This is a genomic window from Micromonospora purpureochromogenes, assembly GCF_900091515.1.
Classification (GTDB): Bacteria; Actinomycetota; Actinomycetes; order Mycobacteriales; family Micromonosporaceae; genus Micromonospora; species Micromonospora purpureochromogenes.
Genome location: NZ_LT607410.1, coordinates 6,593,370 through 6,618,011, shown reverse-complemented (window position 1 = coordinate 6,618,011; position 24,642 = coordinate 6,593,370). Strand labels below are relative to the sequence as shown.

The following is a 24,642-nucleotide window of genomic DNA, read 5'->3' as shown; positions in this document are numbered from 1 at the left end:
GTGGCGCCGATCATCGAGGCCGAGGGCCTCGGTATCCGCTTCGTCCGCAACCGCCGGCGCCAGTTGCGGCTGCGTGAGCTGTTCATCCACCGTGGCGGGCGGGGCGCCGCGGCCGGGCAGTTCTGGCCGCTGCGGGACGTCTCCTTCACCGTCGAGCCCGGCGAGACGGTCGGGGTGATCGGGCGCAACGGCACCGGCAAGAGCACCCTGCTGCGGCTCATCGCCGGGGTGCTCATCCCCGACGAGGGGCGGATCCGGGTGCGCGGCGACGTCGCGCCGCTGCTGGAACTCTCCGCCGGCTTCTCCAACGACCTCACCGGGCGGGAGAACCTCTACCTCGTCGGCGGCCTGCACGGGCTGTCGTCGGCGTACCTGAAGCGGCACTTCGACGACATCGTCTCGTTCGCCGGCGAGCAGGTGGAGCGGGCCATCGACACCTCGGTCCGGCACTACTCGTCCGGGATGAAGGTCCGGCTCGGGTTCGCCATCATCTCCCACCTGCCGCACCCGATCCTGCTGATGGACGAGGTGACCGCGGTGGGCGACGCGGAGTTCCGCAAGAAGTGCTATTCGACGATCGACCGACTGCTCGCGGAGGGGCGCACCTTGGTGCTGGTGTCACACAACGAGAAGGACCTGACCCGGTTCTGCCGTCGGGGGCTCTACCTCGACGGCGGGCGGCTGACCGTGGACGGCACGGTCGCCGAGGCGCTCGACGCGTACCACGCCGCGGTCCCGCGGTGACCCTCGCGATCGTGCTCGCCGCCGGTGCGCCGGCCGCGGGCCTGCCCACCGGCGCCGGGGAGACGCTCGCCGACCGGCTGGCCGCCCAGTGGCGCCGGGCCGGGGCGGACGAGGTGCGCGCCGCCGCCGACCTGGACGAGCTGGCCGCCCTGGTGGGCGCCGCCAGCGGCCCGGTGATCGTCAGCGGGGCCGACCTGGTCGCGCACACCGCCGTACTGAAGCACCTGGCCACCAGCCCGGTCGGCCCGACGGTGGCCCTGGTGCTCACCGACCCGCCGGTCCCCGGCCGCACGGCCGTGCGCGAGGAGCGCGGCCAGGTGGTCGAGGCCGGGCCGGAGCTGGCCGACGCCACCGGAGTGTTCGGCGGCGCGCTGCGGGTCGGCGTGGAGGATCTGCCGGCCCTGGCGGCCGCCGCCCGGGCCGCCGCCGCCCGGCCCGCGACCGGGCCCGCCGTGGACGGGCTCTTCGCCGCGCTCACCGCGCTCGGCACGCTGACCTTCGCCCACCGGGTACGCCTGCTCGTGGCGCACCGGATCGGTGACGCCGCCGGGCTGCACACCGCCGAGGCGGCGCTGGCGGGGGTGAACGAGGACAAGGCCGAGCTGCGGCTCTCGGTCAAGGAGCGGGACGACTTCTTCACCACCTACTTCGTCAGCACCTGGTCGCCGTACGTGACGAAGGCGGCGGCCCGGATCGGGCTCGGCCCGACCGCGGTGACCATGCTGTCGGTGCTCTTCGCGGTCGCCGCGGCGGTGCTGTTCGGGGCCGGCGGCCGGCCCGCGCTGGTCAGCGGGGCGGTGCTGCTCTACCTCGGCTTCGTGCTCGACTGTGTGGACGGCCAACTGGCCCGCTACACCCGGCACTTCAGCGCCTGGGGCGGCTGGCTGGACACGATGGCCGACCGGGCGAAGGAGTACGTGGTCTACGCCGGCCTCGGCTACGGGGCGACGCACGCCGGCTTCCGGTACGGCTGGGCTCTCGCCATCGCCGCGATGACGCTGCAGACCGTGCGGCACATGACCGACACCTGGTACGGCGTGCTGCACGACGAGGCGGCCCGCCGGCCGAAGACGGCGGTGGGCGGGGGTGGCGGTGGCATCGGTGACCGGCTGAACGCCGCCTCCACCCGGGTGCAGGCCGACACCGGCTCGGTGTCGTACTGGCTGAAGCGGACGGTGGTCTTCCCGATCGGCGAGCGGTGGGCGCTGATCGCGCTGACCGTGGCGCTGTTCAACCCGCTGGTCAGCCTGATCGCGGTGCTGGTCTGGGGGACGCTGGCGTTCGGGTACACCGGGGCGCTGCGCACCTTGCGGGCCCGCTGGATGTGGGTGCCGGTGCTGGACACGGTCGACGCCACGCTGCACCGCGACGACGGTCCGCTGGCGGCGCGGCTGCCGGTCGTCCGCCCGATGGGACCGCTGACCCTGGCGGTGCTGGCGGCGCTGGGTCCGGCGGCGCTGCTGGTCGCGGCGCTGCTGACCGACGACGGCGGGCTGCGCTGGTGGGTGCCGGCGGCGCTGCTGGTGCTGCTGGTCGGCGGCCTGGGGGCCGGCGCGGCGCACAACGGGCCGCTGGACTGGCTGGTCCCGGCCGCGCTGCGGGCCGGGGAGTACCTGTTCGCCATCGCCCTCGGGGTGGTCGGCGGCGCGCCGGCCTGGCTGGTCTTCGCGTACGTCCTCGTGCTCACCCTGCACCACTACGACCTGACCGCCCGGCTGGAGAAGCGGCAGGCGGCCCCGCCGCTGCACCGCTGGACGCTGGGCTGGGAGGGGCGGTCGGTGCTGCTGGCACTGGCGGCGATCGCCGGAATTGTGAGTATCGGTCTGGCTACACTCGGTACGTACCTTCTCGTGGGATTCGTGGCGAGTGTCGTCCTGGCCTGGGTGGTCCTGCCGGCCCGCGCCGCGCGGGTGACGGCCGTCCCGGTCGGAGGCGGTTCGCCGGGCTGACCAAGGGGGCGGCCGGGATGACCCTGATCAGCTTCGTCGTGCCGGCCTACCGGGTGCAGGGCTACCTGCGTGAGTGCCTGGACTCGATCCTCGGGCAGCCCTTCGACGACCTCGAGGTGATCGGCGTCGACGACGCCTCGCCGGACGCCGTCGGCGACGTCCTCGACGAGTACGCCGCCCGCGACCCCCGGGTCCGGGCGCTCCGGCTGCCCCGCAACGTCGGGCTCGGTCCGGCCCGCAACGCCGGGCTGGACCGGGCCGTCGGAGAGTACGTCTGGTTCGTCGACGGCGACGACTGGCTCGCCCCGGACTGCCTGCCCGAGGTCGCCGGCCGGCTGCGGGCCGCCCGCCCGGACGTCCTCGTGGTGGACCACGTCCGAGCGCACTGGAACGACACCGCCACCCGCAGCGCCATGACCGAGGTGTTCCCGGAGCCGCCCGCCGAGGCCACCTTCCGGCTGCGGGACCGCCCGGAGACCATGCACCTGCTGCACACCGCCTGGAACCGGGTGGTCCGCCGGGAGTTCCTGGTCGACCTCGGGCTGCGCTTCGCCCCCGGCTGGTACGAGGACGTCTCCTTCACCTATCCGGTGCTGCTGGCCGCCGAGCGGATCGCCGTGCTCGACCGGGTCTGCGTCAACTACCGGCAGCGGCGGGCCGGGGCGATCACCCGGACCCGGGGGGACCGGCACTTCGAGGTCTTCGCGCAGTGGCACCGGGTGTTCGCGCTGCTGGACCGCTGGGGGCCGGCGGTGGCCGAGCTGCGGCCGGCGGTCTTCGAGCGGATGGTCTGGCACCACCTGACCGTGCTCGGCAACGGCGAACGGATCGCCCCCGCGTTGCGCCCGGCGTTCTTCGCCCAGATGACCGCCGACCACCGGCGCTTCCGGCCGGCCGAGGGCTACCCCGCGCCGGACGGGCTGGAAGGGCTCAAGCACCGGCTGGTCGCGGCGGGACGGTGGCGGACGTTCAGCGCGCTGCGCGCGGCGAACCAGGCCCGGGCGACGGCCCGCGGCACTGCCCGGCGGGCGCTGCCGGTGGCCCGGCGTACCGCGCGGCTGACCCGGGACGCGGTGCTGCGCGAGTACTACCGGGCCGAGCTGCGCCGGCCGATCGACCCGACGCTGGCGGTCTACGCCGCGTACTGGTACCGCGGGTACGCCTGCAACCCGGCCGCGATCCACGCCGCCGCCGGCCGGCTGGCCCCGCAGGTCCGGGGGGTGTGGATCGTCCGGCGGGACCGGGTGGACACGCTGCCGCCCGGCACCGAGTTCGTGGTCGCCGGCACCCCCGGCTACTACCGGACGCTGGCCCGGGCCCGGTGGCTGGTGAACAACGTCAACTTCCCCGACTTCGTCCGCAGGCGACCCGGCTCGGTGCACGTGCAGACCCACCACGGCACGCCGGTGAAGGTGATGGGCCTGGACCAGCAGCGCTTCCCGCTCGGCGCGGGCGGGATGGACTTCGCCGGGCTGCTGCGCCGGGTGGACCGCTGGGACTACAGCATCACCTCGAACAGCTTCTCCACCCAGATGTGGGACCGGGCCTACCCGGCCTCGTACACCACGTTGGAGGTGGGCTACCCGCGCAACGACCGGCTGGTCACCGCCACCGCCGAGGAGGTCCGGGAGATCCGGGACCGGCTCGGCATCGGGCCGGACGAGCGGGTGGTGCTGTACGCGCCGACGCACCGCGAGCACCTGCCCCGCTACCGCCCGCCGTTCGACCCGGAGCGGTTGCTCGACGTGCTCGGGCCGGCGGGGCGGCTGCTGGTCCGCAGCCACTACTTCCACGATCGCGCCGGCCGGGCCCGCCGGCGTACCGGGGGCCGGGCGGTCGACGTCAGCGACCACGGCAGCGTGGAGGACCTCTATCTCGCGACGGACGTGCTGGTCACCGACTACTCGTCGGCGATGTTCGACTACGCCGTCCTCGACCGCCCGATCGTCGTGTACGCGCCGGACCGCGACGCGTACGCGCTGGCCCGGGGCGTCTACTTCGACGTGACCGCCGAACCGCCCGGCGCCGTCGCGCTCACCTTCGCCGAGCTGTTGGAACTCTTCCGCTCCGGCGCGGTGACCGGGGCGGAGGCACAGCGGGCGCGGCAGCGGTTCCGGGACCGCTTCTGCACCTTGGACGACGGGCACGCCGCGGAGCGGGTGGTCCGTCGGGTCTTCCTCGACGACCCCGCCTGACAGTGGTCCCGCCGCGGCGGCCGCTGCCGGTAATCGGACCGTCATGACCGCAACATCGCACGTTTACCCGATGTGCTGATCCGATGATGCTCGTCACAGTCAAGCGGTCGGCCGAACTGGGGGAGGAGACGGTGACCACCGTCGCGCTCAAGGATGTCACCAAGGTGTTCCCGGACGGAACGGTCGCGGTCGACAGCGTCAATCTGGACGTCAACGACGGCGAGTTCATGGTGCTGCTCGGTCCGTCGGGCTGCGGCAAGTCCACCGTGCTCCGAATGGTCGCCGGCCTGGAGGACCCGAGTTCCGGTGCCGTGATGCTCGACGGCGAGGTCGCCAACGACCTGCCGCCACGGGAGCGCAGGATCGCCATGGTCTTCCAGGACTTCGCGCTCTATCCGCACATGACCGTCGGGGACAACATCGCCTTTCCGCTGCGACTGGCCGGGGTGGAGCCGGCCCCGCGCGGGGAGCGGGTGCAGGACGTCGCGGGCGCGCTCGGCATCGGCGACGTCCTCGGCCGCAAGCCGAGCCAGCTCTCCGGCGGCCAGCGGCAGCGGGTGGCCATGGGGCGGGCGATAGTGCGCCGGCCGGGGCTCTTCCTGATGGATGAGCCGCTCTCCAACCTGGACAGCGGTCTGCGCGCCGAGCTGCGCGCGGAGATCTCCGGGCTGACCCGGGAGCTGGGTGTCACCACCATCTACGTCACGCACGACCAGGCCGAGGCGCTGACCATGGCCGACCGGGTCGCCATCATGCGCAAGGGCGTCCTGCAGGACGTGGGCACGCCGACCCAGGTGTACGGCCGGCCGGCCACCCTCTACGTCGCGGCGTTCCTCGGCAGCCCCCGGATGAACCTGCTGGAGGCGTCGGTCTACGTCCACCTCGACCGGTACGTGACCCTCACCCTCGGCGAGCAGGCGCTCTACCTGCCCTGGGACGACATCCGCAGCCGGGCGGTGGCGCACTACCACGGCGAGCGGATCGTGGTCGGGATGCGGGCCGAGGCGCTCACGCCGGTCGCCCCGGACACCCCCGGCGACGTGCTCCGGGGCCGGGTCCGCTACCTGGAGCACCACGGGCACGAGTCGCTGGCCTTCCTCGACATCGGCGCCACCGCGATCGTGGTGGACGAGATGGGCGCCACGACCGACGACGCGCCGGCCGGGCAGCGCGGGCTGCGCCGCTTCGGGCAGGTCATGCAGCGGCTCACCGGCCGGGCCGGCGAGCTGGAGCCAACTTCCGCCCCGACCGGCGGGGGCGGCAACCGGACCAGCGTGCTCCCCGACCTGGGGCGGCACCACCGCCGTCCCGCCGAGCTCGGGGTACGCCTCGCCCCGTACCCGGCGATCTCGGCGGGTCACCCGATGTCGGTCGCCGTACGGATGGACGCCCTGCACTTCTTCGACGAGCGCGGCGACCGGATCGACGTCGGCTGGCGCTGAGCCCTCGGGCTCCGGCGGGGCTGCGGGCGAGCGCGCCCATGCCCTACGGTCAGCGCACCCAGTCCACTGAGCACCGCCTGTAGAGAGGGGCCCGTCGTGTCGGGTGACCGTCCGAGCCCGCTCGTGATCGAGCGGATCCTGCGTGACCGGCAGGGCATCTGGCAGCAGATCGTCGCCGACGACGACCTGAACGCGCTGACCGGGCGGATGCTGGCCAGCTCCGCCGTCGCACTGGCCTGCTACGGGGCGGTGCTCGGCGCGTTCCACGGCGTGCTGATGGCGTTGACCTCGGCGGTCAAGCTGCCGCTGCTCTTCCTGATCACCCTGGCCATCTGCCTGCCCACGCTCTACCTGTTCAACCTGGTCTTCGGGGCCCGGCTCTCGGTACGCCAGTCGGTGGCCCTGGTGATGGTGGCGATCACGGTGACCTCGATGCTGGCGGTGGCGTTCGCCCCGATCAGCCTCTTCTTCCTGATCACGGCGCCGGACTACGGCTTCTTCAAGCTGCTGAACGTGGCGATCCTGACGCTCTCGGCGGTGGTCGGGCTGCGCTTCCTCACCGGCGGGATGCAGGTGCTCAACGCGCACGGCCTGCTCGCCCCGTCGACCGCCGCCGCCCCACCGGCCGCCGCCGCGGCTCCGGCCGCGCAGGCCGTCGTACCCGCCCAGCCGGCGGCCGGTGAGCCGGTCGCGGAGCCGGTCGCCGTGGGGGCGAGCGCGAACGGCGCCACCACGCCGGCCGCCGAGGCGCAGCCGGTGTCCGTCATCCCCGCGCAGCCGGCCGCCGGCGTCCCGGCGCAGCCGGTCGTGCTGGCCGGCCACCCGGTGGCGGCCTTCCCGCCCGGGATGATGTCGCCGGGGTACGCCGGGGCGGGCCGGCCGTGGGGCACCCCGCCGGTGCGGCGCGGCGAGTCGGAGCGGCCGGCCAGCATGACCCTGCTGTACGTCTGGATCCTGCTCTTCGGCTTCGTCGGCACCCAGCTCGCCTGGACCCTGCGTCCGTTCGTCGGCAGCCCGGGCGAGGACTTCGCGCTGTTCCGCAGCATCGAGGGCAACTTCTACGCGGAGATCCTGCGCACCCTCGGCAACCTGTTCTGACACGTCGCCGGGGCGGGCGGCGAGAGCTGCCCGCCCCGGTGAAATTCCTGGTCCGCCGCGCCTTGCCGGAGAAGTTACCGACTAGTAACGTCGGGGCATGTCCATCGACTCGCGCCAGGTGGCGGCCGGGATGCTCCAGGCCGTGCCGTTCGCCCGTACCCTCGGCTTCGAGTTCGTCGAGGTCGCCCCGGAGGCCCAGGGCGGGGTCCGGGCCGTGGTCCGGCTGCCCGACACGCCGGCCACCCACAACCACGTCGGCGGCCCGCACGCCGGAGCCATGTTCACCCTCGGCGAGACCGCGTCCGGCACGGTGGTGATGGCCGCCTTCGGCCACCTGCTCGACCGCGCGGTGCCGCTCGCCGTCCGGGCCGACATCGCGTACCGGAAGCTGGCCATGGGGCCGGTGCTGGCCACCGCCCGGCTCGGTCGTACACCGGCCGAGGTGGTCGCCGAGCTGGACGCCGGGCAGCGGCCGGAGTTCCCCGTCGAGGTCGAGATCGGCACCGAGGACGGCACCGTCACCGGCACGATGACCGTCGTCTGGACGCTGCGCCCCAACCGCTGACGGCACCGGCACCTGACGAAACGCGTTTGTTCGGGCGGTGCGCTGGATAGATTCGTACCGTGCTGGGCCTACCTGCTCATGTGTCCGCCTGTCTCTTCGATCTGGACGGTGTGCTGACGCAGACCGCCAAGGTGCACAACGCCGCCTGGAAGCAGACCTTCGACGCGTTCCTGGCGCGGCGGGCGGCGGCCACCGGTGAGCCGTTCCGGCCCTTCGACCCCGGGCCGGACTACAACCGGTACGTGGACGGCAGGCCCCGCGCCGACGGGGTCCGGTCCTTCCTGGCCTCGCGCGGGGTGGTGCTGCCGGAGGGCAGCCCCGACGACCCGCCCGAGACGGACACGGTCAACGGGGTCGGCAACCGCAAGAACGTCGTCCTGCTGGAGCGGATCCACCACGACGGTGTCGAGGTCTACCCGGGCTCGGTGACGTACCTGCGGGCGGCCGTCGCGGCCGGGCTGCGCCGCGCGGTGGTCTCGGCCAGCGCGAACTGCCGCGACGTGGTCGCCGCCGCCGGCCTGGAACCGCTGCTCGAAGCGCGGGTCGACGGTCTGGTGGCGCGGGCCGAGGGGCTGCGCGGCAAGCCGCACCCGGACACCTTCCTGGCCGGCGCGAAGCTGCTCGGGGTCGACCCGGCCAACGCCGCCGTCTTCGAGGACGCCCTCGCCGGGGTGGCCGCCGGGCGGGCCGGCGGCTTCGGCTACGTGGTCGGCGTCGACCGGGTCAGCCAGGCCGACGAGTTGCGCGCCCACGGCGCCGACATCGTGGTCACCGACCTCTCCGACCTGCTGAAGGGGACGGCGGCATGATCCGCGAACGCGCCTATCCGGTCGAGCCCTGGCACATCCGGGAGACCCGGCTCGACATGGACGTGCTGGCCCAGTCCGAGTCGGTCTTCGCGCTCTCCAACGGGCACGTGGGGCTGCGCGGCAACCTCGACGAGGGGGAGCCGCACGGCCTGCCCGGTACCTACCTCAACTCCTTCTACGAGCTGCGCCCGCTGCCGTACGCGGAGGCCGGGTTCGGCTTCCCCGAGTCGGGCCAGACCATCGTCAACGTCACCAACGGCAAGCTGATCCGGCTGCTGGTCGACGACGAGCCGCTCGACGTCCGGTACGGCGAGCTGCTCAGCCACGAGCGGATCCTCGACCTGCGCGCCGGCACCCTGCACCGGGAGATGCACTGGCGCTCCCCGGCCGGGCGCCAGGTCAAGGTCCGCAGCACCCGCCTGGTCTCCTTCACCCAGCGGGCGGTCGCCGCGATCAACTACGAGGTGGAGGCGGTGGACGGGCCGCTGCGCCTCATCCTCCAGTCCGAGCTGGTCGCCAACGAGACGCTGCCGGCGCAGAGCCGCGACCCGCGGGTGGCCGCCGTGCTGGAGTCGCCGTTGCTGGCCGAGGAGGAGTTGACCACCGACGACGGCGGGCTGCTCATCCACCGCACCAAGGTCAGCAGCCTGCGGGTGGCCGCCGAGATGGGCCACGACGTGTACGCCCCGGCGAAGTTCACCGTCGAGTCCGAGGGCTACGAGGACTGGGTGCGGACCACGGTCGGCTGCGTGCTCAAGCCCGGCGAGACGCTGCGGGTGGTCAAGTACCTCACGTACGGCTGGTCGAGCAAGCGGTCGCTGCCGGCGCTGCGCGACCAGGTCGGCGCGGCGCTGGCCGCGGCCCGGCTGGACGGCTGGGAGGGCCTGCGCCGGGAGCAGCGGGAGTACCTCGACGAGTTCTGGGACGCGGCCGACGTGCGGGTCGAGGGAGACCCGGAGGTGCAGCAGGCGGTCCGCTTCGGGCTGTTCCACGTCCTGCAGGCCGGCGCCCGGGCCGAGCGGCGACCCATCTCGGCCAAGGGCCTGACCGGCCCCGGGTACGACGGGCACGCGTTCTGGGACACCGAGATGTTCGTGCTGCCGGTGCTCACCTACACCCAGCCGTCCGCCGTCCGGGACGCCCTCTACTGGCGGCACTCGACGCTCGCGCAGGCCCAGGAACGGGCCCGGACGTTGAACCTCCAGGGCGCCGCGTTCCCCTGGCGGACCATCGAGGGCCCCGAGTCGTCGGCGTACTGGCCGGCCGGCACCGCCGCCTTCCACATCGCCGCCGACGTGGCCGACGCGCTGCGCCGCTATCTGCTGGTCACCGACGACGACCAGCTGGAGCAGGAGATCGGCCTGGAGCTGCTGGTGGAGACGGCCCGGCTCTGGCGCTCGCTCGGCCACCACGACCGCAGCGGTCGGTTCCACGTCGACGGGGTGACCGGGCCGGACGAGTACACCGCCGTCAAGGACGACAACATCTACACCAACCTGATGGCGCAGCGGAACCTGCTCACCGCCGCCGACTGCGCGATGCGCTACCGGGACGAGGCGATCGACCTCGGCGTGACCGAGGAGGAGGCGGCCCAGTGGCGGGACGCGGCGAACGCCATGTACATCCCGTACGACAAGGGGCTGAAGGTCCACCAGCAGGTGGAGGGCTTCACCCGGTTGCAGGAGTGGGACTTCGAGCACACCCCGGCGGAGAAGTACCCGCTGCTGCTGCACTACCCGTACTTCGACCTGTACCGCAAGCAGGTGGTCAAGCAGGCCGACCTGGTGCTGGCCATGCACTGGCGGGGTGACGCCTTCACCGCCGACGAGAAGCTGCGCAACTTCCTCTACTACGAGCGGCGTACCGTCCGGGACTCCTCGCTGTCGGCCTGCACCCAGGCGGTGATGGCGGCCGAGGTCGGGCACCCGGAGCTGGCCCACCGCTACCTGCGCGAGGCCGCGCTGATGGACCTGCACGACCTCAACGAGAACACCCGCGACGGGGTGCACATGGCCTCGCTGGCCGGCGCGTGGATCGCGCTGGTCTCCGGCTTCGGCGGGCTGCGCGACCACGACGGGACGCTGTCGTTCTCGCCGCGCCTGTCCAGTCGGCTCAGCCGGCTGGAGTTCTCGTTGCAGTGGCGCTCACTGCGGCTGCGGGTGGACGTCCGGCCGCACCAGACCACGTACTCGCTGCGCAACGGCGGGCCGGACACGGTCATGGAGCTGCACCACCACGGCGAGAAGATCAGCGTGACCAGTGCCCTGCCGGTAACCGTCCCGGTGCCCACGCCCGACCCGCCCGGCCCGGCGCCCGAGCAACCCCCGGGTCGTGCCCCGCTGCTGCACCTTCCGGAGGACAACGTCTGACCAGCCCGACCGGCCACGAGGTCGGCTGGTCAGGGGCTGGTCAGGGGCTGGTCAGGCCGACCGGCCACGAGGTCGGCGGCGTCCACCGCCCACCTCGTGGCCGGAATGGGTCAGAACTGGCGGCCGTTGGAGGGCCGGCCCCCCGCGTCGCGCGGAGCCATCGCGGCCGGGTCGTCCGCCGTGCGGGCCCGGGCCGCCTCGTCCGCCCAGTCCCGGCCGCGCTCGGCGTCCTGTTCGCGTTCTTCCTGCTCGGCCGTCCGGGTCTGCTGCCTGGACTTCTGCTCAGCCATGGCGATCCTCGCGATCCGTCGGGGCGCCGGGCACGCCGGCGCCGTCCTGCGGTCACCCTGCGGCTTCCCGAGGTCGTCGGCGGCAAACGCCGCAGGCGACCGCCGCAGCCCGTCGGGGCGCCCCGGCTTGGGTACCGGCGGCGCGGGTATGACCGCCGGGCCGGTTTGGATCGACGGTACGGAGGGGTGCAGATGCGGACAGGAAGCAACGAGGTGACCATCCCGGTGGCCGACGTCGGGCTCCCGGCCGACGTGACCGTCCCGGAGGGCGCCAACGGCGTGGTGCTCTTCGCCCACGGCAGCGGCAGCTCGCGGCACAGCCCGCGCAACACGGCGGTGGCCGGGGTGCTGCGGAGTCGGGGCGCTGCCACGGTGCTGGTCGACCTGCTCACCCCGGAGGAGGACGCGGTCGACGCCGTCACGGCCGAACTGCGCTTCGACATCGGCCTGCTCGCCGACCGGCTGGCCGGCATCGTCGACTGGCTGGGCACCGAGCCCACGCTGGGCCGGCTGCCGGTGGGCCTGTTCGGGGCGAGCACCGGTGCGGCGGCGGCGCTGGTCGCCGCGGCGGGGCGGCCGGACCGGGTGGCGGCGGTGGTCTCCCGGGGCGGACGGCCGGACCTGGCGGGCCCCGCGCTCAGCGGGGTACGCGCGCCGACGCTGATGCTGGTCGGCGGCCTGGACGAGCAGGTGATCACGCTCAACGAGCAGGCCGCGGCGGCGCTCACCGCGCCGCACGAGCTGCGGATCGTGCCCGGCGCCACCCACCTCTTCGAGGAGCCCGGCGCGCTCGAGCAGGTGGCGGCCGACGCGGCCGACTGGTTCGCCACCCACCTCCGCGTCCCCGCCTGACAGTGAGGATGTAGGTGGGGTCACCCGGTCTGGTCTGACTCAGCGCCTGACCGACGATGCTGTCCTGCTGTGGGATTCGTCGACCGGTTCCGGGTGACCCCGTTCCTGCACGTCACTGGCAGGGGCGTCGTGACCTGATAGGAGCCTGTGCAAGAGGCCCCTTCACTGTCCTGTCCGCCCGTCCCGGCGAGTGCGTGCCGACCCTGTCGGTGCAAGCGAAAGGGACGACGGTTCCAGGATGACAGCCAAGAAGCGCCAGGTCACGGGTGGGGTTGATACCCACGGCAAGACTCATCACGCCGCTGCCGTCGATCAGGCGGGGCGGTTCCTCGGTGATCGTGAGTTCGCCGCCACCGCCGCCGGATATCAGCAGTTGCTGGCCTGGCTGGGTGCCTTCGGCCGGGTGGTCAAGGTCGGAGTGGAGGGCACCGGCGCCTACGGCGCTGGCGTCATGCGGCACCTGAGCGGGTCGGGCATCACCGTGGTGGAGATCGACCGCCCCGACCGCAAGATCCGCCGGACGAGGGGCAAGTCCGACCCGATCGACGCCCTCGCCGCCGCCCGCGCGGCCCTGTCCGGGCAGGCCGCTGGTGTCCCGAAGACCCGCACCGGCCCCGTCGAGGCGATCCGCGCCCTGCGCGTGGCCCGCCGAGGCGCCGTCAAGGCCCGCACCGCCGCCCTGAACCAGCTCCACGGCCTGCTCACCTCGGCACCGCAGGAGATTCGGGAAGACCTGGCCGGCGTCACCGGGGCCGCACTCGTGCAACGATGCGTCGAGCTGGGCATCGACGAGTCCGCACTCACCGACCCGGTCCACGCCACGAACGCCGCCCTCGCCGCGATCGCCACCCGGATCACCGCACTCAACGTTGAGATCACCCGAGCCGACCGGCGGCTACGCCCCGCCGTCGCCCGCACCGCCCCAACGCTGAGCAGTCTGTTCGGCGCCGGTCCCGAAGTCGCCGGGCAACTCCTGAACACCGCCGGCGACAACCCCGACCGGCTGCGTTCCGAGGCGGCCCTGGCCCACCTCTGCGGCGCCGCCCCGATCCCCGCCAGCAGTGGACGCACCGACCGGCACCGCCTCAACCGCGGCGGTGACAGAGCCGCGAACAACGCGCTGCACACGATCGTGCTCAGCCGGATGCGCCACGACCCCCGCACCCGCGCCTACGTCGACAAACGCACCAAGCAAGGCCTCAGCAAGAAAGAAATCATGCGATGTCTCAAGCGATACGTCGTCCGCGAGGTCCACACGGCTCTCCTCGCCGACTTCGCCGCCCTCAACACCGCTTGACATCCATAGGAGCATCCTCCCCACCCACCCCGCTGCGCGAGCGCGGCCGGCTGCGCGAGCGCGGCCCGCTGCGCGAGCGCGCACTTTCACGGAAAGTGGGGCTATTCGGCGCGCGATAGCCACTCTTTCCGTGAAAGTGCGTGCCCGTGCCCGTGCCCGTGCCGTGTGCCGGGGCCGGGGCCGGGGCCGGGGCCGGGGCCGGGGCCCGGGGCTGGGGGCGGTGGATTAGGCGTGGGCGGAGGGTGGGTTGGGACGGGTGGTGGTGATTCGTTCGCGGTGGCGCTGGACGGTGTCGACGACCCGGTAGGCGACGGCGGCGATCGGCACCGAGACGAAGGCGCCGGCGACCCCGGCGATCAGTGTGCCGGCGGTGACCACCACCAGGATCACCGCTGGGTGCAGCTGCACCTGCCGCTTCATGATCAGTGGCTCCAGCAGGTTGCCCTCGATCTGCTGGACGGCGATCACCGCGATCAGCACCAGCAGCGCCGTCGTCGGACCCTTGGCGGCCAGTGCCACCAGCACGGCGACCGTACCCGCGACCGTGGCGCCGATGATCGGCACGAAGCCGCCGAAGAAGGTGATGAGCGCCAGCGGCACGGCGAGCGGCACCCGCAGCAGTACGAGGGACAGCCCGATGCCGATCGCGTCGATCGCCGCGATGATCATCGTCCCCCGGCTGTACGCGCCGAGGGTCTGCCAGCCGGCCCGGCCGGCCTCGGCGGTCAGCTCGCGGTTCGGGCCGGTCGTCCGGCGCAGCACCCACTGCCACATCGTCCGGCCGTCCTTGAGCAGGAAGAAGAGCAGCACCATGGCGAGCAGGGCGGAACCGGCCACCTCGGCTGCCGTGCGGGCCCCGCCGACCGGGTCGAAGCCCCCGCCCATGCCGGAGCGCACCTGCTGGATCAGCTTGTCCAGCTGCGCGTCGCTGACCGGCAGGGTGGAGGTGACGAAGTCCCGGCTGCGTTGGACGCCCTCGCCGAGTTCCTCGCTCAGCTCGCTGAACTGGGCGGCGGTCAGGTTCCACACCAGCACGCCGACCCCGATCAGGATGCCCAGCAGCAGCAGGAGCGACAGCAGCGCCGCCAGCGCGGGCGGCACCCGCAGCCGGCGCAGGCCCAGCAGGACCGGATCGAGCAGCGCGGTGAGGAAGAGCGTGACCGCCACGGCGATCGCCAGCGGCGCCAGCAGCACCGCCACCCGACCGAGCAGGTAGAGCGCGAGCACCACGACCACCAGGCAGGCGCTCCACACCACCGCCGTACGGACCAGCCAGGGCAGCGCCGCCCAGGCCTGCCGTGGCCCCGGCCGGGCGCCCGCCGCCGTCACCTCGGGCGTACGCCCGGCACCGTCCTCGTCCACGTCGATCCTCCTCGGTCTCGGCGGGATCGATACCCGTACGGCCGCGCTCCGACACCCGTCGGTGGATCAACGCCGTCCCGGGCACGTGGTTCCGCTCTGGACAGTCTCGCCATGCGGGCGGACCACCGCCGCCGGCATGGGCGGCGAGGGACGGTCGCCCGCGAGCCACTGCTACGGCGGCGGCCGAGGTTACGCCCGGCGCACGGCAGGAGCCGGGGTGTTTGCGGCCGGAACCGAAGGGAACGCAGCAGGTACCGAGCGAGGAGGACCGTGGTGAGTGACTTCATGGACAAGGCCAAGGACATGGCCGACAAGCACGACAAGCAGGTCGACCAGGGCCTGGACAAGGCCGGCGAAGCCGCCGACAAGCGCACCGGCGGCAAGTACGACGAGCAGACCGACAAGGGCGTCGACATGGCCCAGGCGCGCACGGGTGAGGGCGATCAGGACCGCTGACCTCGCGTTTCCGCTGCCGGACCGCCCTCGGGTGGTCCGGCAGCGGCGTGTCCGGGGATGGGCACGGTCTGGTCAGCATCGACCGGGCTCGCTACGATCCGCAGTCGTGGCATGACTCACCGTGGAGTCGTGCGGAGCGGACGGCCTCGCCCGGCGTGGCGGGCCGCGGACCAGAGGGAGCCACCCCCGGTGACCGAGACTGCCCAGCCGACCATCCCGCAGCCCTACCCGTTCAGCGACCCCCACCGGCTCGATATCGACCCCCGCTACGCCCGGCTGCGTCAGGAGCAGCCGTTGACCCGGATCCGGATGCCGTTCGGCGAGCCCGCCTGGCTCGCCACCCGGCACGCCGACGTCCGGACCGTGCTCGGTGACCCCCGGTTCAGCCGGGCCGCCTCGGTGGGCCGCGACGAGCCCCGCAACAGTCCACGACAGACCGACACGGGCATCCTCCAGATGGACCCGCCGGAGCACACCCGGCTGCGCCGGCTGGTGGCGAAGGCGTTCACCGCCCGCCGGGTGGAGGAGCTGCGCCCGCGTACCCGGGCGGTCGCCGAGGAACTGGTCGAGGCCATGGTCGACGCCGGATCGCCGGCCGACCTCGTCGCCCACCTGGCCACCCCGCTGCCGATCCGGGTGATCTGCGACCTGCTCGGGGTGCCGGTCACCGACCAGGATCGCTTCCACACCTGGTCGGAGGCGGTCGTGTCGACCACCTCGCTGCCGCCCGAGGTGGCCGGGAGCTACGTCGAGCAGCTGCTGGGGTACATGGCCGGGCTGATCGCCCAGCGGCGCACCGCGCCGACGGACGACCTGATCGGCGCGATGGTCCGGGCCCGGGACGAGCACGCCGACCGGCTCAGCGAGGAGGAGGTGGTCCGGCTGGCGGCCGGCCTGCTCGCCGCCGGCCACGAGACCACCGTGACCCAGATCCCCAACATGGTGTACGTCCTGCTGACCGAGCCGGACGGCTGGGAGCGGCTACGGACCGACCGGGCCCTGGTGCCGACGGCGGTCGAGGAGCTGATGCGTTTCATCCCGCTCGGCGCGACCGCCGCCTTCCCCCGGTACGCCCTGGAGGACGTCGAACTCGGCGGTGAACTGGTCCGGGCCGGCGAGCCGGTGGTCGTGTCGATCCACTCGGCCAACCGGGACGAGCGGGTCTTCGCCGACCCCGACCGGCTGGACCTGGGCCGGGAGGTCAATCCGCACGTCGGGTTCGGCCACGGCGTGCACCACTGCGTCGGCGCGCAACTGGCCCGGATGGAACTCCAGGTGGTGCTGGAAACCCTGCTGCGGCGTACCCCGGGTCTGCGGCTGGCGGTGCGGGAGTCGGAGCTGAGGTGGAAGAGCGGCCTGCTGGTCCGGGGCCTGACCGCGATGCCGGTGTCCTGGTGAGCGCGGAGCAGGGTCTGGCGGTGGCGGCCGGCCGGTGGCGCCGGTGAGCGCCGGCAGCGCGGCGGGCGACGCCGCCCGCTGGCGGGTCTTCGTGGATCCGACCCGGTGCATCGGATCGGGGATCTGCGCGGGAGCCGCGCCCGCCCACTTCGTGCTGGTGGACGGGCTCTCGCGCCCGCTGGCCGAGCGGGTCGCCCCGGCGGACGAGGTGCTGGACGCCGCCGAGTCGTGCCCGATGGAGGCCATCATCGTGTCGGACGCCGAGGGGAGCCGGATCGCGCCGGAGCCGTGAGGGCGGCGCGCCCGGGTGGCCGGCGACACCGGCCACCCGGACGCCCACCGGTCACCAGCCCGGGTAGCGGACGCCGCTGACGTTGACCCGCAGCGTGTAGAGCGAACTGGAGGCGCAGAGGTAGAGGTGGTTGCGCTTCGGGCCGGCGAAGGTGAAGTTGGCGACCACCTCCGGCATGTGCAGCTTGCCGAGGAGGGTGCCGTCCGGGTCGAAGCAGTGCAGGCCGTCGTGCGCGGCCACCCAGACCCGGCCGGCCTCGTCCAGGCGTACGCCGTCGAAGGAGCCGGCGTCGCAGGTGGCGAAGACCTCGCCCCCGGCGAGCGTGCCGTCGTCGCGGACGGCGAAGCGGCGCAGGTGCTTGTGTCGGGTGTCCACCACGTACAGGGTGGACTCGTCGGCGTTGAACGCCAGGCCGTTGGGCTGCCCGAAGTCGTCGGCGACCAGGCGCACCTCGCCGCTGGTCGGGTCGATGCGGTAGACGTGGTTGCCGCCGATCTCCGACTCGCCCCGGTTGCCCTCGTAGTCGCTGTCGATGCCGTAGCTCGGGTCGGTGAACCAGATCGACCCGTCGGAGTGCTCGACCACGTCGTTCGGGCTGTTCAGCCGCTTGCCATGCCACCGGTCGGCCAGCACGGTGTCGGAGCCGTCCGGCTCGGTGCGGGTGACCCGGCGGTTGCCCTGCTCGCAGCTGAGCAGTCGGCCGCGCCGGTCGACGGTGTGCCCGTTGGCGTACCCGGCGCTGTGCCGGAACACGCCCACCGCGCCGGTGGTCTCGTCCCAGCGCAGCACCCGGTCGTTGGGGATGTCGCTGAAGAGCAGGTACCGCCCGGCGGGGAACCAGGCCGGCCCCTCCAGCCACCGCCCGCCGGTCCACAGGCACTCCACCCACTCGTCACCGTTGACCCGCCGGAACCGCTCGTCGCACACCTCGAACCGGGTCCTGAACCTGTCCACCGCCTGCCACCCCCTGTAATTGTGTTCGGCCAAACGCTAACATGGCCGAACTACAGTCGGTCAGCTCACAAGTCGGCCGGATCATATTCAAGGAGGCCCGGTGGACGACATCGACCGCGAGTTGCTGGCGGCCCTGCAACGGGACGCCACCCAGTCGTACGCCGCGCTCGCCGCGACGGTCGGGCTCTCCACCGGGGCGGCGCACGAGCGGGTCCGGAAGCTGCGGGAGCAGGGGGTCATCCGGCGTACGACGGTGGACGTCGACCCGGCGGCGGTGGGCCGGGGCGTACTGGCCTTCGTGATGGTCGAGGCGAACGCCTGGATGGGGGACCGGCCCACCCGCGAGGCACTGGCCGCCCTGCCCGAGGTGGAGGAGGCGCACGTGGTGGCCGGCCCCGCCTCGGTGCTCGTGAAGATCCGCGTGGGCACCCCCGAACAGCTCCAGGCCAGCCTCCGTCGGCTGTTCGGAGTCGAGGGGGTCACCGGCACCCGGACCATCGTCGTGCTGGAGACGTTCTTCGAACGTCCACTCGATCCCCGCCCGCCGACGGCCGCTCCCTGAACGACGCGACGGCCACGCCTGGGCGGGCGTGGCCGTCGCGAGACGATCGGGTCAGTGCTGCTTCTCGCGCAGCTCCGCCATCGAGGTCGGCCGGCCGCTGAGCGCGTCGCGCATCCGGTCCACCAGGCCGGCGCCGGGAGCGAGCAGCTTGTTCGCCGGCGGGTGGTCCGGGGCGGCCGGGTGCGGGCGGGTCGGGGCCGACTTCTTCGCGGCCTGCACCTTGCCGGCGAGCTCGACCAACTCCTCGCGCGCCACCGCGGCCCGCAGGCGCGGGAAGAGGTCGGCCTCCTCGTCCTGGATGTGGTGCCGGATCGTACCGGTCAGGTGGGCGAGCAGCTCGTCGAAGCGAGGGTCGGAGGGGTCCACGGACTCCAGGTCTTTCATGGTCCGTTCGGCGTCGGCGTGCTCGGAGATCTCGTGCTCGGCGACCCGGTCGCCGTCCGGCAGCGCCTTGCGGGCGGCCGGGTAGACGTACGCCTCCTCGGCGACGGAGTGCCGGACCAGCTCGGCGATCACCACGTCGGCCAGCTGGCGGCGGTGCTCCGGCGTGCCCCGGCGGCTCTCCAGCTCGACGAAGATCGCCTCGACCTCGCGGTGGTCGGCGGTCAGCACGTCCACGACGTCCTGGTGGCTGTTCTCGTGATGGCTCATGTTCTCGTGCCCCTTTAACCGGTGCGGACGGTCGGATGGGGGGCAGGTACCCGTCCGTGGCCGACCGAATCCCCTTCGGCGCGATCCGACCCGGCCGGGCCGCCGGCGGGACGGGCCCGAATCGGGCGTTGTCGCGCCGGCATCGTGGGCCTCTCGGCGCGGGCCTCGGCTCGCCGCTGAACAGCGACGAGGGCCGGCCTCCCCTGTCGGGGAGACCGGCCCTCGGTCGATCAGGTCTGGATCAGGAGCTGTAACCGCGGCCCGCGATCCAGTTGGCCAGCTCGGCCACGTCCATCCAGTACTCCTGGACGTCCGGCGCGGCCGGGTCGGCGATCTTGACGGTGTTGCCGTCGTCCTTGTACTCCACCACGGTCAGGTAGTGACCGGGGTAGTAGTGCTCGACGCCGTCGACGTCCACCGCGCCGCCGAGGATGTTGGCCACCACCGGGTCACCGGCGTCCACCGCGGCCTTGACGTCGGCGCGGAGCCGCTCGATCTGCTCCTTGGACGCGACCTCGTCGCTGATCTCGGTGGTCTTGTACCGGCCGCCGGTGTACTCGTTGAGCACCCGGGTGATGTCGATGGCCGAGTCCGTGCCGTTCTCGGTGGTGCCGAGCTTCTCGGCCAGCTCGTCCTGGCTGACCGCCTTGCCCTCGGCCGACAGCGCCATCCGGGTCGACGCCGGGCCACAGTAGAAGAAGTTCGGCTGCGCCTGGTACTCGTAGCCGGCGCGGCGCTCGCCCTTGCCCTTGCCCTTCTCGGACACGACGGACGCGGACGCCTTCTCGGCCGGCGCGGCCTGCGCGGCCACGGCGGGGCCGACGATGGCGCCACCGGTCATGACCAGACCGGCCACAGAGAGCATGCCGTTACGGAAAATCGTCTTCATGGTCGCAGCTCCATTCGGGGGGTTTGCCGCCCGGTCGGGAAGACCCGGACGCAAGCACCGGGAAAGGCGCTCGGATCATCAGGGGACGCGGACCCCCTCGGCCCGCGCTCACCAGCAACGCAACGACCGACGCCCCGGACCCATTCCGGCCCGTCACCTGCCCTGCCCCGGTCGTACGCAGAATCCAACGACCCGCCCCACCCCCTGATTCCACCGCCCCCGAGGCCCACCTCACCCCCAACCCGGACACCCGGGGCGAGACCTCCCACCCCCCAAGAGCCGCGCACTTTCGCGGAATGAGTGGCTATTCGGCGCGGAATGGGCACGCATTCCGTGAAAGTGCGCGCACGCGAAGGGTGGGGGGTGGCGGGTCAGGGGGGTGGGGGGAGGGTGCCGAGGAGGCGGGTGACGGCGATCTCGATGACGACGCGCTCGGGGTTGGGGCGGGGCTGGCGGTAGCGCTCGGCGTAACGGCGTTCGGCCTCGGCCACCGACGCCGGGTCGGTGCGGAGGGTCGCCCGGCCCTCGATGGTCAGCCACCACCGCCCGTCGAGGTGGCACACCGCGACCGGCGTGCCCTCGGGGCCGGCGGCGGCGACGTGCCGGGCCTTGGCGGAGCCGCCGGAGGTGATCACCCGGGCCAGCCCGGCGTCCGGGTCGAACGTCACCCCCACCGGCACCACGTGCGGGGTGCCGTCGGCGCGCAGGGTGGTCAGCGTGGCGAGGTGCCGCTCCCGGCAGAACGCGACGACCCGCTCGTCGTGCGGGTCCAACCGGTGGTCGCCGGCCATGTCCGTCCCCTTCCGGCCGGATGCTCGGCCGGCCCGCACGATCATGGCACGGGGCGGCGTACCCGGTCCTGACCAGGGGGAGTGTCCGGCTGGCCGGGCAACCGGCGGGCCTGCGCCCGGCGCTGGTGGGCCAGCCGGGTCAGGTAGATCAGCGCCCCGGCGAGGATCCCCATGTCGTCCAGGTAGATCGGGTCGGGCAGCACGTCCACCGGGAAGATCGTGTAGATCAGCGCGCCGTAGAAGGCCACCTTGCCCCCGACGCCGAGCGTGCCGAGCAGCCGGCGGGTGCGGACCACCCGGATCGCCAGCAGCACGGCGCCGACCAACGTCGCCAGCGCCAGGATGCTGCCGATGACGACGAGGACCAACGTCTCGCGGGACATGCCGTCACGCTAGCGGAACCCCGCATCCACCGCCGACGAGCGCGGCGGTGAGACCCGGCGATCGACCGCCACCGCGCCGGCCACGGCGTGCGTGCCGACGAACAACCCGAGCGGGGACAGCAGCCGGGCCGGCTCGCGGTCAGTAGGCGGCGACGGCGGCCCGACCCCGGGCCACGCCCGCCGACTCCCGGGCCGGCTCGGCCACCCGGGTCTCCGGCATCGGCACCACCGACTCGACCTCCTCCGGCCTGCGGTCCAGCGCGGCGAACGCCTCCTCGCGCAGGCTGCGCGCCGCCGCCGCGGCCAGGTCGGCCGCCCGCCACGCCGCCCGCTCCCGCTCCGACGCGGCCCGGTGCCGGGCGGCCAGGTTGTCCCGGATGGCGCGGCGCAGCACCAGCTCCTGCTCGACCGGGTGCCGCCGCGGGTCCCAGCCGTTGCGGTGGGCGAAGACGTCGCTGAGCTGCTCCACCGAGAGCTCCTTGCGCCAGTACGCGTCCAGCGCGGCCCGGTGCAGGTACCGCTCCCGGTCGGCGTACTCGGCCGGGGTGCGGACCGTGCCGGGCAGTGGCATCGCGGCGGCGGCGGACAGCCGGCGGACATCCGCCTCGGCCGCCTCGTACGCCGCCCAGGCCGCCTCGACCTCGTCCTGGGCGGCCAGCCACTCGGCGCGCCGCCGCCCGGCGGTGGCCGACGCGCGCTCGGCGGCGACCGCCACCTCGCCGGCGTACCGGGTGCGTTCCCGTTTCTCCTCGGCCAGCTCCATGGTGCTGGGCATCGCGGCCTGCCGGATCCGGCCGGCGACGGCGGAGCGCAGCCAACCCGGACGGGCGACCAGTGCGCCGAAGGCGACGGCCGCGACGGCGAGCAGAACCAGCCAGATCACGGCGGCGGCGGGAACGTCGGGCAGGACGGAGGAGAAGACGGTCTGCATCACCAGCACCTCAGGGCGGGAAACGATGTGGACGGGCGGGCCGGGCGAGCGGAGCGGCGGGCGTATCCGGGGCGGACCCCGCGGGCGCGGCGGTGGTCCGGTGCCACGGGGGCGCCGCGTGGCTCAGCGCCGGGGCGGGCCGCGCCGGCCGGTGGCGTCCCGGACCGGGTCCGTCGTCGCCGCCGGCGCCACGAGCGGCCGGTCGGTCGAGACGGCGTCGCGCCGGGCCGGGATCGGCCGGGCGGGGAAGTCGGCGGGCTGCTCGTCGGTCGGCCGGGCGGTGGCCGGCGACTCGGGCACCCGGGCGGCCGACACGGCGGGCCGGGCCGGCGCGGCGGCGGCGGGGCCGGTCGTCGGGGCGAAGACGCCGCCGAGGCCGACCGCGAGCACCAGGGCGGTCAGCGCCAGCCGGGTCAGGTCGCGCAGCGTCGCCCGCCGAAAGGGGCGGATGGACGCTACGGGCAGCACCTCTCCAACCTATCGCCACCCAGGGGCCGGTGCAGCGCACCGAGGGCGTCCACGGGCGTGACCCGGCCCACTCGTCCTAGGTGGACGGATCATCCAACGGCACGGCATGGCGCGGTCGCGTTGGCCGCTGGCTTCCGCTGAGCGCCGCGGGGCCGGGCGGGCCGGACGACTTCTGCCGACCACTGCCCCGGACCGAGCAGCGGCCCACCCGGAGGTTCCCGGGTGGGCCGCTCGTCGTGCGTCAGGTCAGCGATCGCCGCCGAGCACCGGCGGGGCGGTGTCGGCACCGTCGTGCCACACCATCTCGTCCTCGGTGAGCCAGGTCAGCCGCTCGTCGCTCTCGTCCTCGCCGTCCTGGCCGCGCCCGCCGATCACACCGTTGCGACCGGCGCCGCCGGCCGTGGCCGCCCGGTTGGTCGGCGTCCCGCCCGTGCCCGGCCGGCCGCCGCCGTTGGCGCTGCCCAGCTGTCCGGAGGCCAGCCGGCCGGTGCCGGCGGCGGACCGGTTCTCCATGCCGGTGGCACCGGTGGCCGGCCGGACCGGCGTCGGGGCGGACGCCCGGCCCGAGGAGGCCAGTGCGCCGGTGCCGAGCACCCCGCCGGCCGCGATGCCGGCGGCCGCGCCGAACGCCATGCCCGAGCCGCCGCCCGTCGCGCCCCCGGCGCCGGCCAGGCCGGCGCCGCCGAGAAGCGCGCCGCCGGTGAGCGGTTCGGCGCCCGCGAGCGCGGTGCCGGTGCCGACGAGCCCACCGCCGGTTACCGGCGTGGTCGTCGTACCCGTGCCGGTGCCGCCCGTGCCGGTGCCGGTGCCGCCGGAACCGGTCGTCGGACCGTGGGCCGGGCTGCTGGGGTTGGACACCGTGGCGCCGCCGCCCGGACCGGCGATCCCGGTGCCGGGCGCGGAGGCCGGGCTGCCCACCGACGGGCCGGCCTTGGTCGTGGCGCCGTTGCGGTCGGCCTCACCCGGCAGTCGCGGCGGCGGGGCCGGCGGGTCGACGACCCGGCCGTACGAGGCGACCTCGTAGCCCGCGGCCAGGTTGGCCACCACCTGCACCATCCGCTGGTGGGCCTTCTCCTGCTCGGCCTTGTCCTGCTGGTGGCCCAGGATGCCGCCGACGATCATGCCCGGCACGCCGAGGACCAGGCCCTTGGTCGCCCCGTCCACCGCCTTGTCGTGGTCGTCGGTGGCCTCCGGGCTCTCCGCCTCGCGCTGGGCGGTGCGCAGCTGGCCGGCCATCAGGGAGAGCGCCTGCCGCACGTCGGCCGTGCCCTCGGCCAGGTCGGACGAGTAGCGCACGACCAGGGAGAGCCGGTCGTGGAACTCCCGCGCGGCGTCGCCCGTCCAGGCCGGGGCCAACTTGTCCAGGTCGGCGCCGAGATCCCGGGCGAGGTTGTCGAGCGTGTCCCGCAGGGAACTCCACTGGCTGGCCAGGTTGTCGATCTGCTGCGGGTCGCCGGCGTGCACCGCGTCGTACAGCTCGCGGTGGCTGACATGTTGATAGCGCTGGGTGTACTCAGACACGCCCGTCCCCCCGCTCGTTGAGCGCCTCGTCCACCCCGTTGAGCGCGGCCTCGATGTCGGCGGCGTTCGCCGCGTTGCGCGCCTCGGTGGTGCGGTAGTTCGTCATGATCGTGTGGGTCGCCGTCCGGGACGCCTCGACCGCGCGGCGCAGCCGGGCGACCTGCTCGGCGTAGCTCGCCTGCATCTCGCTGTAGCGGCGGGCGTTGCTGCTGGCGTCGGTGAAGGAGCCGAGCGCGGGCGGACGGCACTGGAGCTCGGTGTTGAGCTTCTTCAGCGCCGCCTCCGCCTGGGCGAGCCGGTCCGCCATCCGCTGGTGAAAGTCCTCCAAGGACAGAACGTCGACTGTCGTACGCCCGGTCATGGCAGCATCCCCG

General features: G+C 73.7%; 25 protein-coding genes. 14 read left to right on the top strand and 11 right to left on the bottom strand.

The genetic code is table 11. From position 1 onward, the window contains the following. The 8 genes from GA0074696_RS30285 to GA0074696_RS30250 all read left to right on the top strand — a co-directional run bounded on the left by GA0074696_RS30285 (position 1) and on the right by GA0074696_RS30250 (position 11,171). Positions 1-744 carry an ABC transporter ATP-binding protein gene (locus tag GA0074696_RS30285; RefSeq protein WP_088964233.1) on the top strand — a complete coding sequence of 248 codons (744 nt, stop codon included), beginning with the start codon at positions 1-3 and terminating at the stop codon, positions 742-744. After that, complete coding sequence (locus tag GA0074696_RS30280) at positions 741-2,693, top strand: DUF5941 domain-containing protein (RefSeq protein ID WP_088964232.1); 1,953 nt, start codon at positions 741-743, stop codon at positions 2,691-2,693. The genes GA0074696_RS30285 and GA0074696_RS30280 overlap by 4 nt, the downstream gene beginning before the upstream one ends. Positions 2,694-2,710: 17 nt before the next feature. Next, on the top strand, positions 2,711-4,888 hold the full coding sequence (locus tag GA0074696_RS30275; RefSeq protein WP_088964231.1) for a bifunctional glycosyltransferase/CDP-glycerol:glycerophosphate glycerophosphotransferase: 2,178 nt from the start codon (positions 2,711-2,713) through the stop codon (positions 4,886-4,888). Positions 4,889-4,971: 83 nt separating this feature from the next. Continuing rightward, entirely contained in the window at positions 4,972-6,330 is a 1,359-nt protein-coding gene (locus GA0074696_RS30270) for an ABC transporter ATP-binding protein (RefSeq protein ID WP_231925205.1), read from the top strand. A 96-nt stretch (positions 6,331-6,426) separates the two neighbouring features. Then, positions 6,427-7,428, top strand: a complete 1,002-nt coding sequence (locus GA0074696_RS30265) for a hypothetical protein (protein ID WP_088964230.1) — start codon at positions 6,427-6,429, stop codon at positions 7,426-7,428. Between the two features lie 97 nt (positions 7,429-7,525). After that, positions 7,526-7,993: a DUF4442 domain-containing protein gene (locus tag GA0074696_RS30260; protein WP_088964229.1), complete on the top strand. Its 468-nt coding sequence runs from the start codon at positions 7,526-7,528 to the stop codon at positions 7,991-7,993. 59 nt (positions 7,994-8,052) lie between these two features. Beyond that, positions 8,053-8,802, top strand: coding sequence for a beta-phosphoglucomutase family hydrolase (locus GA0074696_RS30255; protein WP_088964228.1), 750 nt, complete (start codon positions 8,053-8,055; stop codon positions 8,800-8,802). Next, positions 8,799-11,171 carry a glycoside hydrolase family 65 protein gene (locus GA0074696_RS30250; RefSeq protein ID WP_088964227.1) on the top strand — a complete coding sequence of 791 codons (2,373 nt, stop codon included), beginning with the start codon at positions 8,799-8,801 and terminating at the stop codon, positions 11,169-11,171. Before GA0074696_RS30255 ends, GA0074696_RS30250 begins: the two co-directional genes overlap by 4 nt. Before the next feature lie 110 nt (positions 11,172-11,281). Here GA0074696_RS30250 and GA0074696_RS30245 read toward each other — a convergent pair whose 3' ends face one another. Then, on the bottom strand, positions 11,282-11,461 hold the full coding sequence (locus GA0074696_RS30245) for a hypothetical protein (RefSeq protein WP_088964226.1): 180 nt from the start codon (positions 11,459-11,461) through the stop codon (positions 11,282-11,284). A 192-nt stretch (positions 11,462-11,653) separates the two neighbouring features. On the opposite strand from GA0074696_RS30245, the gene GA0074696_RS30240 reads away from it, so the two are divergent. Next, complete coding sequence (locus tag GA0074696_RS30240) at positions 11,654-12,313, top strand: dienelactone hydrolase family protein (protein ID WP_088964225.1); 660 nt, start codon at positions 11,654-11,656, stop codon at positions 12,311-12,313. A 238-nt stretch (positions 12,314-12,551) separates the two neighbouring features. Next, the gene (locus tag GA0074696_RS30235; protein ID WP_088959945.1) at positions 12,552-13,610 is read left to right on the top strand and encodes an IS110 family RNA-guided transposase; all 1,059 of its coding nucleotides are present in this window, start codon (positions 12,552-12,554) and stop codon (positions 13,608-13,610) included. A gap of 225 nt (positions 13,611-13,835) precedes the next feature. Here the strand turns inward: GA0074696_RS30235 and GA0074696_RS30230 are convergent, their stop codons facing one another. Next, on the bottom strand, positions 13,836-14,972 hold the full coding sequence (locus GA0074696_RS30230) for an AI-2E family transporter (RefSeq protein ID WP_231925204.1): 1,137 nt from the start codon (positions 14,970-14,972) through the stop codon (positions 13,836-13,838). A 273-nt stretch (positions 14,973-15,245) separates the two neighbouring features. On the opposite strand from GA0074696_RS30230, the gene GA0074696_RS30225 reads away from it, so the two are divergent. The 3 genes from GA0074696_RS30225 to GA0074696_RS30215 all read left to right on the top strand — a co-directional run bounded on the left by GA0074696_RS30225 (position 15,246) and on the right by GA0074696_RS30215 (position 17,118). Further along, complete coding sequence (locus GA0074696_RS30225; protein ID WP_088964905.1) at positions 15,246-15,428, top strand: antitoxin; 183 nt, start codon at positions 15,246-15,248, stop codon at positions 15,426-15,428. A 189-nt stretch (positions 15,429-15,617) separates the two neighbouring features. Beyond that, positions 15,618-16,826 (top strand): cytochrome P450, encoded by a 1,209-nt coding sequence (locus GA0074696_RS30220; RefSeq protein WP_231925203.1) that lies wholly within the window; start codon positions 15,618-15,620, stop codon positions 16,824-16,826. 43 nt (positions 16,827-16,869) lie between these two features. Further along, entirely contained in the window at positions 16,870-17,118 is a 249-nt protein-coding gene (locus tag GA0074696_RS30215; protein WP_088964904.1) for a ferredoxin, read from the top strand. Positions 17,119-17,169: 51 nt separating this feature from the next. On the opposite strand, the gene GA0074696_RS30210 is transcribed toward GA0074696_RS30215, so the two are convergent. Beyond that, on the bottom strand, positions 17,170-18,072 hold the full coding sequence (locus GA0074696_RS30210; protein WP_088964223.1) for an SMP-30/gluconolactonase/LRE family protein: 903 nt from the start codon (positions 18,070-18,072) through the stop codon (positions 17,170-17,172). A gap of 100 nt (positions 18,073-18,172) precedes the next feature. On the opposite strand from GA0074696_RS30210, the gene GA0074696_RS30205 reads away from it, so the two are divergent. Continuing rightward, a complete protein-coding gene (locus tag GA0074696_RS30205) occupies positions 18,173-18,634 on the top strand; it encodes an Lrp/AsnC family transcriptional regulator (protein WP_088964222.1) in 462 nt (153 codons plus the stop codon). 51 nt (positions 18,635-18,685) lie between these two features. On the opposite strand, the gene GA0074696_RS30200 is transcribed toward GA0074696_RS30205, so the two are convergent. The 8 genes from GA0074696_RS30200 to GA0074696_RS30165 form a co-directional block, all read right to left on the bottom strand. Then, a complete protein-coding gene (locus GA0074696_RS30200) occupies positions 18,686-19,285 on the bottom strand; it encodes a hemerythrin domain-containing protein (RefSeq protein WP_088964221.1) in 600 nt (199 codons plus the stop codon). A 241-nt stretch (positions 19,286-19,526) separates the two neighbouring features. Then, complete coding sequence (locus tag GA0074696_RS30195) at positions 19,527-20,174, bottom strand: C39 family peptidase (RefSeq protein ID WP_088964220.1); 648 nt, start codon at positions 20,172-20,174, stop codon at positions 19,527-19,529. A gap of 371 nt (positions 20,175-20,545) precedes the next feature. Then, entirely contained in the window at positions 20,546-20,965 is a 420-nt protein-coding gene (locus GA0074696_RS30190; RefSeq protein WP_088964903.1) for a pyridoxamine 5'-phosphate oxidase family protein, read from the bottom strand. A gap of 41 nt (positions 20,966-21,006) precedes the next feature. Then, complete coding sequence (locus GA0074696_RS30185; RefSeq protein WP_088964219.1) at positions 21,007-21,348, bottom strand: YkvA family protein; 342 nt, start codon at positions 21,346-21,348, stop codon at positions 21,007-21,009. 139 nt (positions 21,349-21,487) lie between these two features. Further along, positions 21,488-22,279 carry a hypothetical protein gene (locus GA0074696_RS30180; RefSeq protein ID WP_088964902.1) on the bottom strand — a complete coding sequence of 264 codons (792 nt, stop codon included), beginning with the start codon at positions 22,277-22,279 and terminating at the stop codon, positions 21,488-21,490. Positions 22,280-22,402: 123 nt separating this feature from the next. Continuing rightward, positions 22,403-22,747, bottom strand: a complete 345-nt coding sequence (locus tag GA0074696_RS31065) for a hypothetical protein (RefSeq protein ID WP_157746153.1) — start codon at positions 22,745-22,747, stop codon at positions 22,403-22,405. Positions 22,748-22,993: 246 nt separating this feature from the next. Then, positions 22,994-24,268, bottom strand: a complete 1,275-nt coding sequence (locus tag GA0074696_RS30170) for a WXG100 family type VII secretion target (RefSeq protein WP_088964218.1) — start codon at positions 24,266-24,268, stop codon at positions 22,994-22,996. After that, entirely contained in the window at positions 24,261-24,596 is a 336-nt protein-coding gene (locus GA0074696_RS30165) for a hypothetical protein (protein ID WP_172894515.1), read from the bottom strand. Before GA0074696_RS30165 ends, GA0074696_RS30170 begins: the two co-directional genes overlap by 8 nt. Between the last annotated feature and the right edge of the window lie 46 nt (positions 24,597-24,642).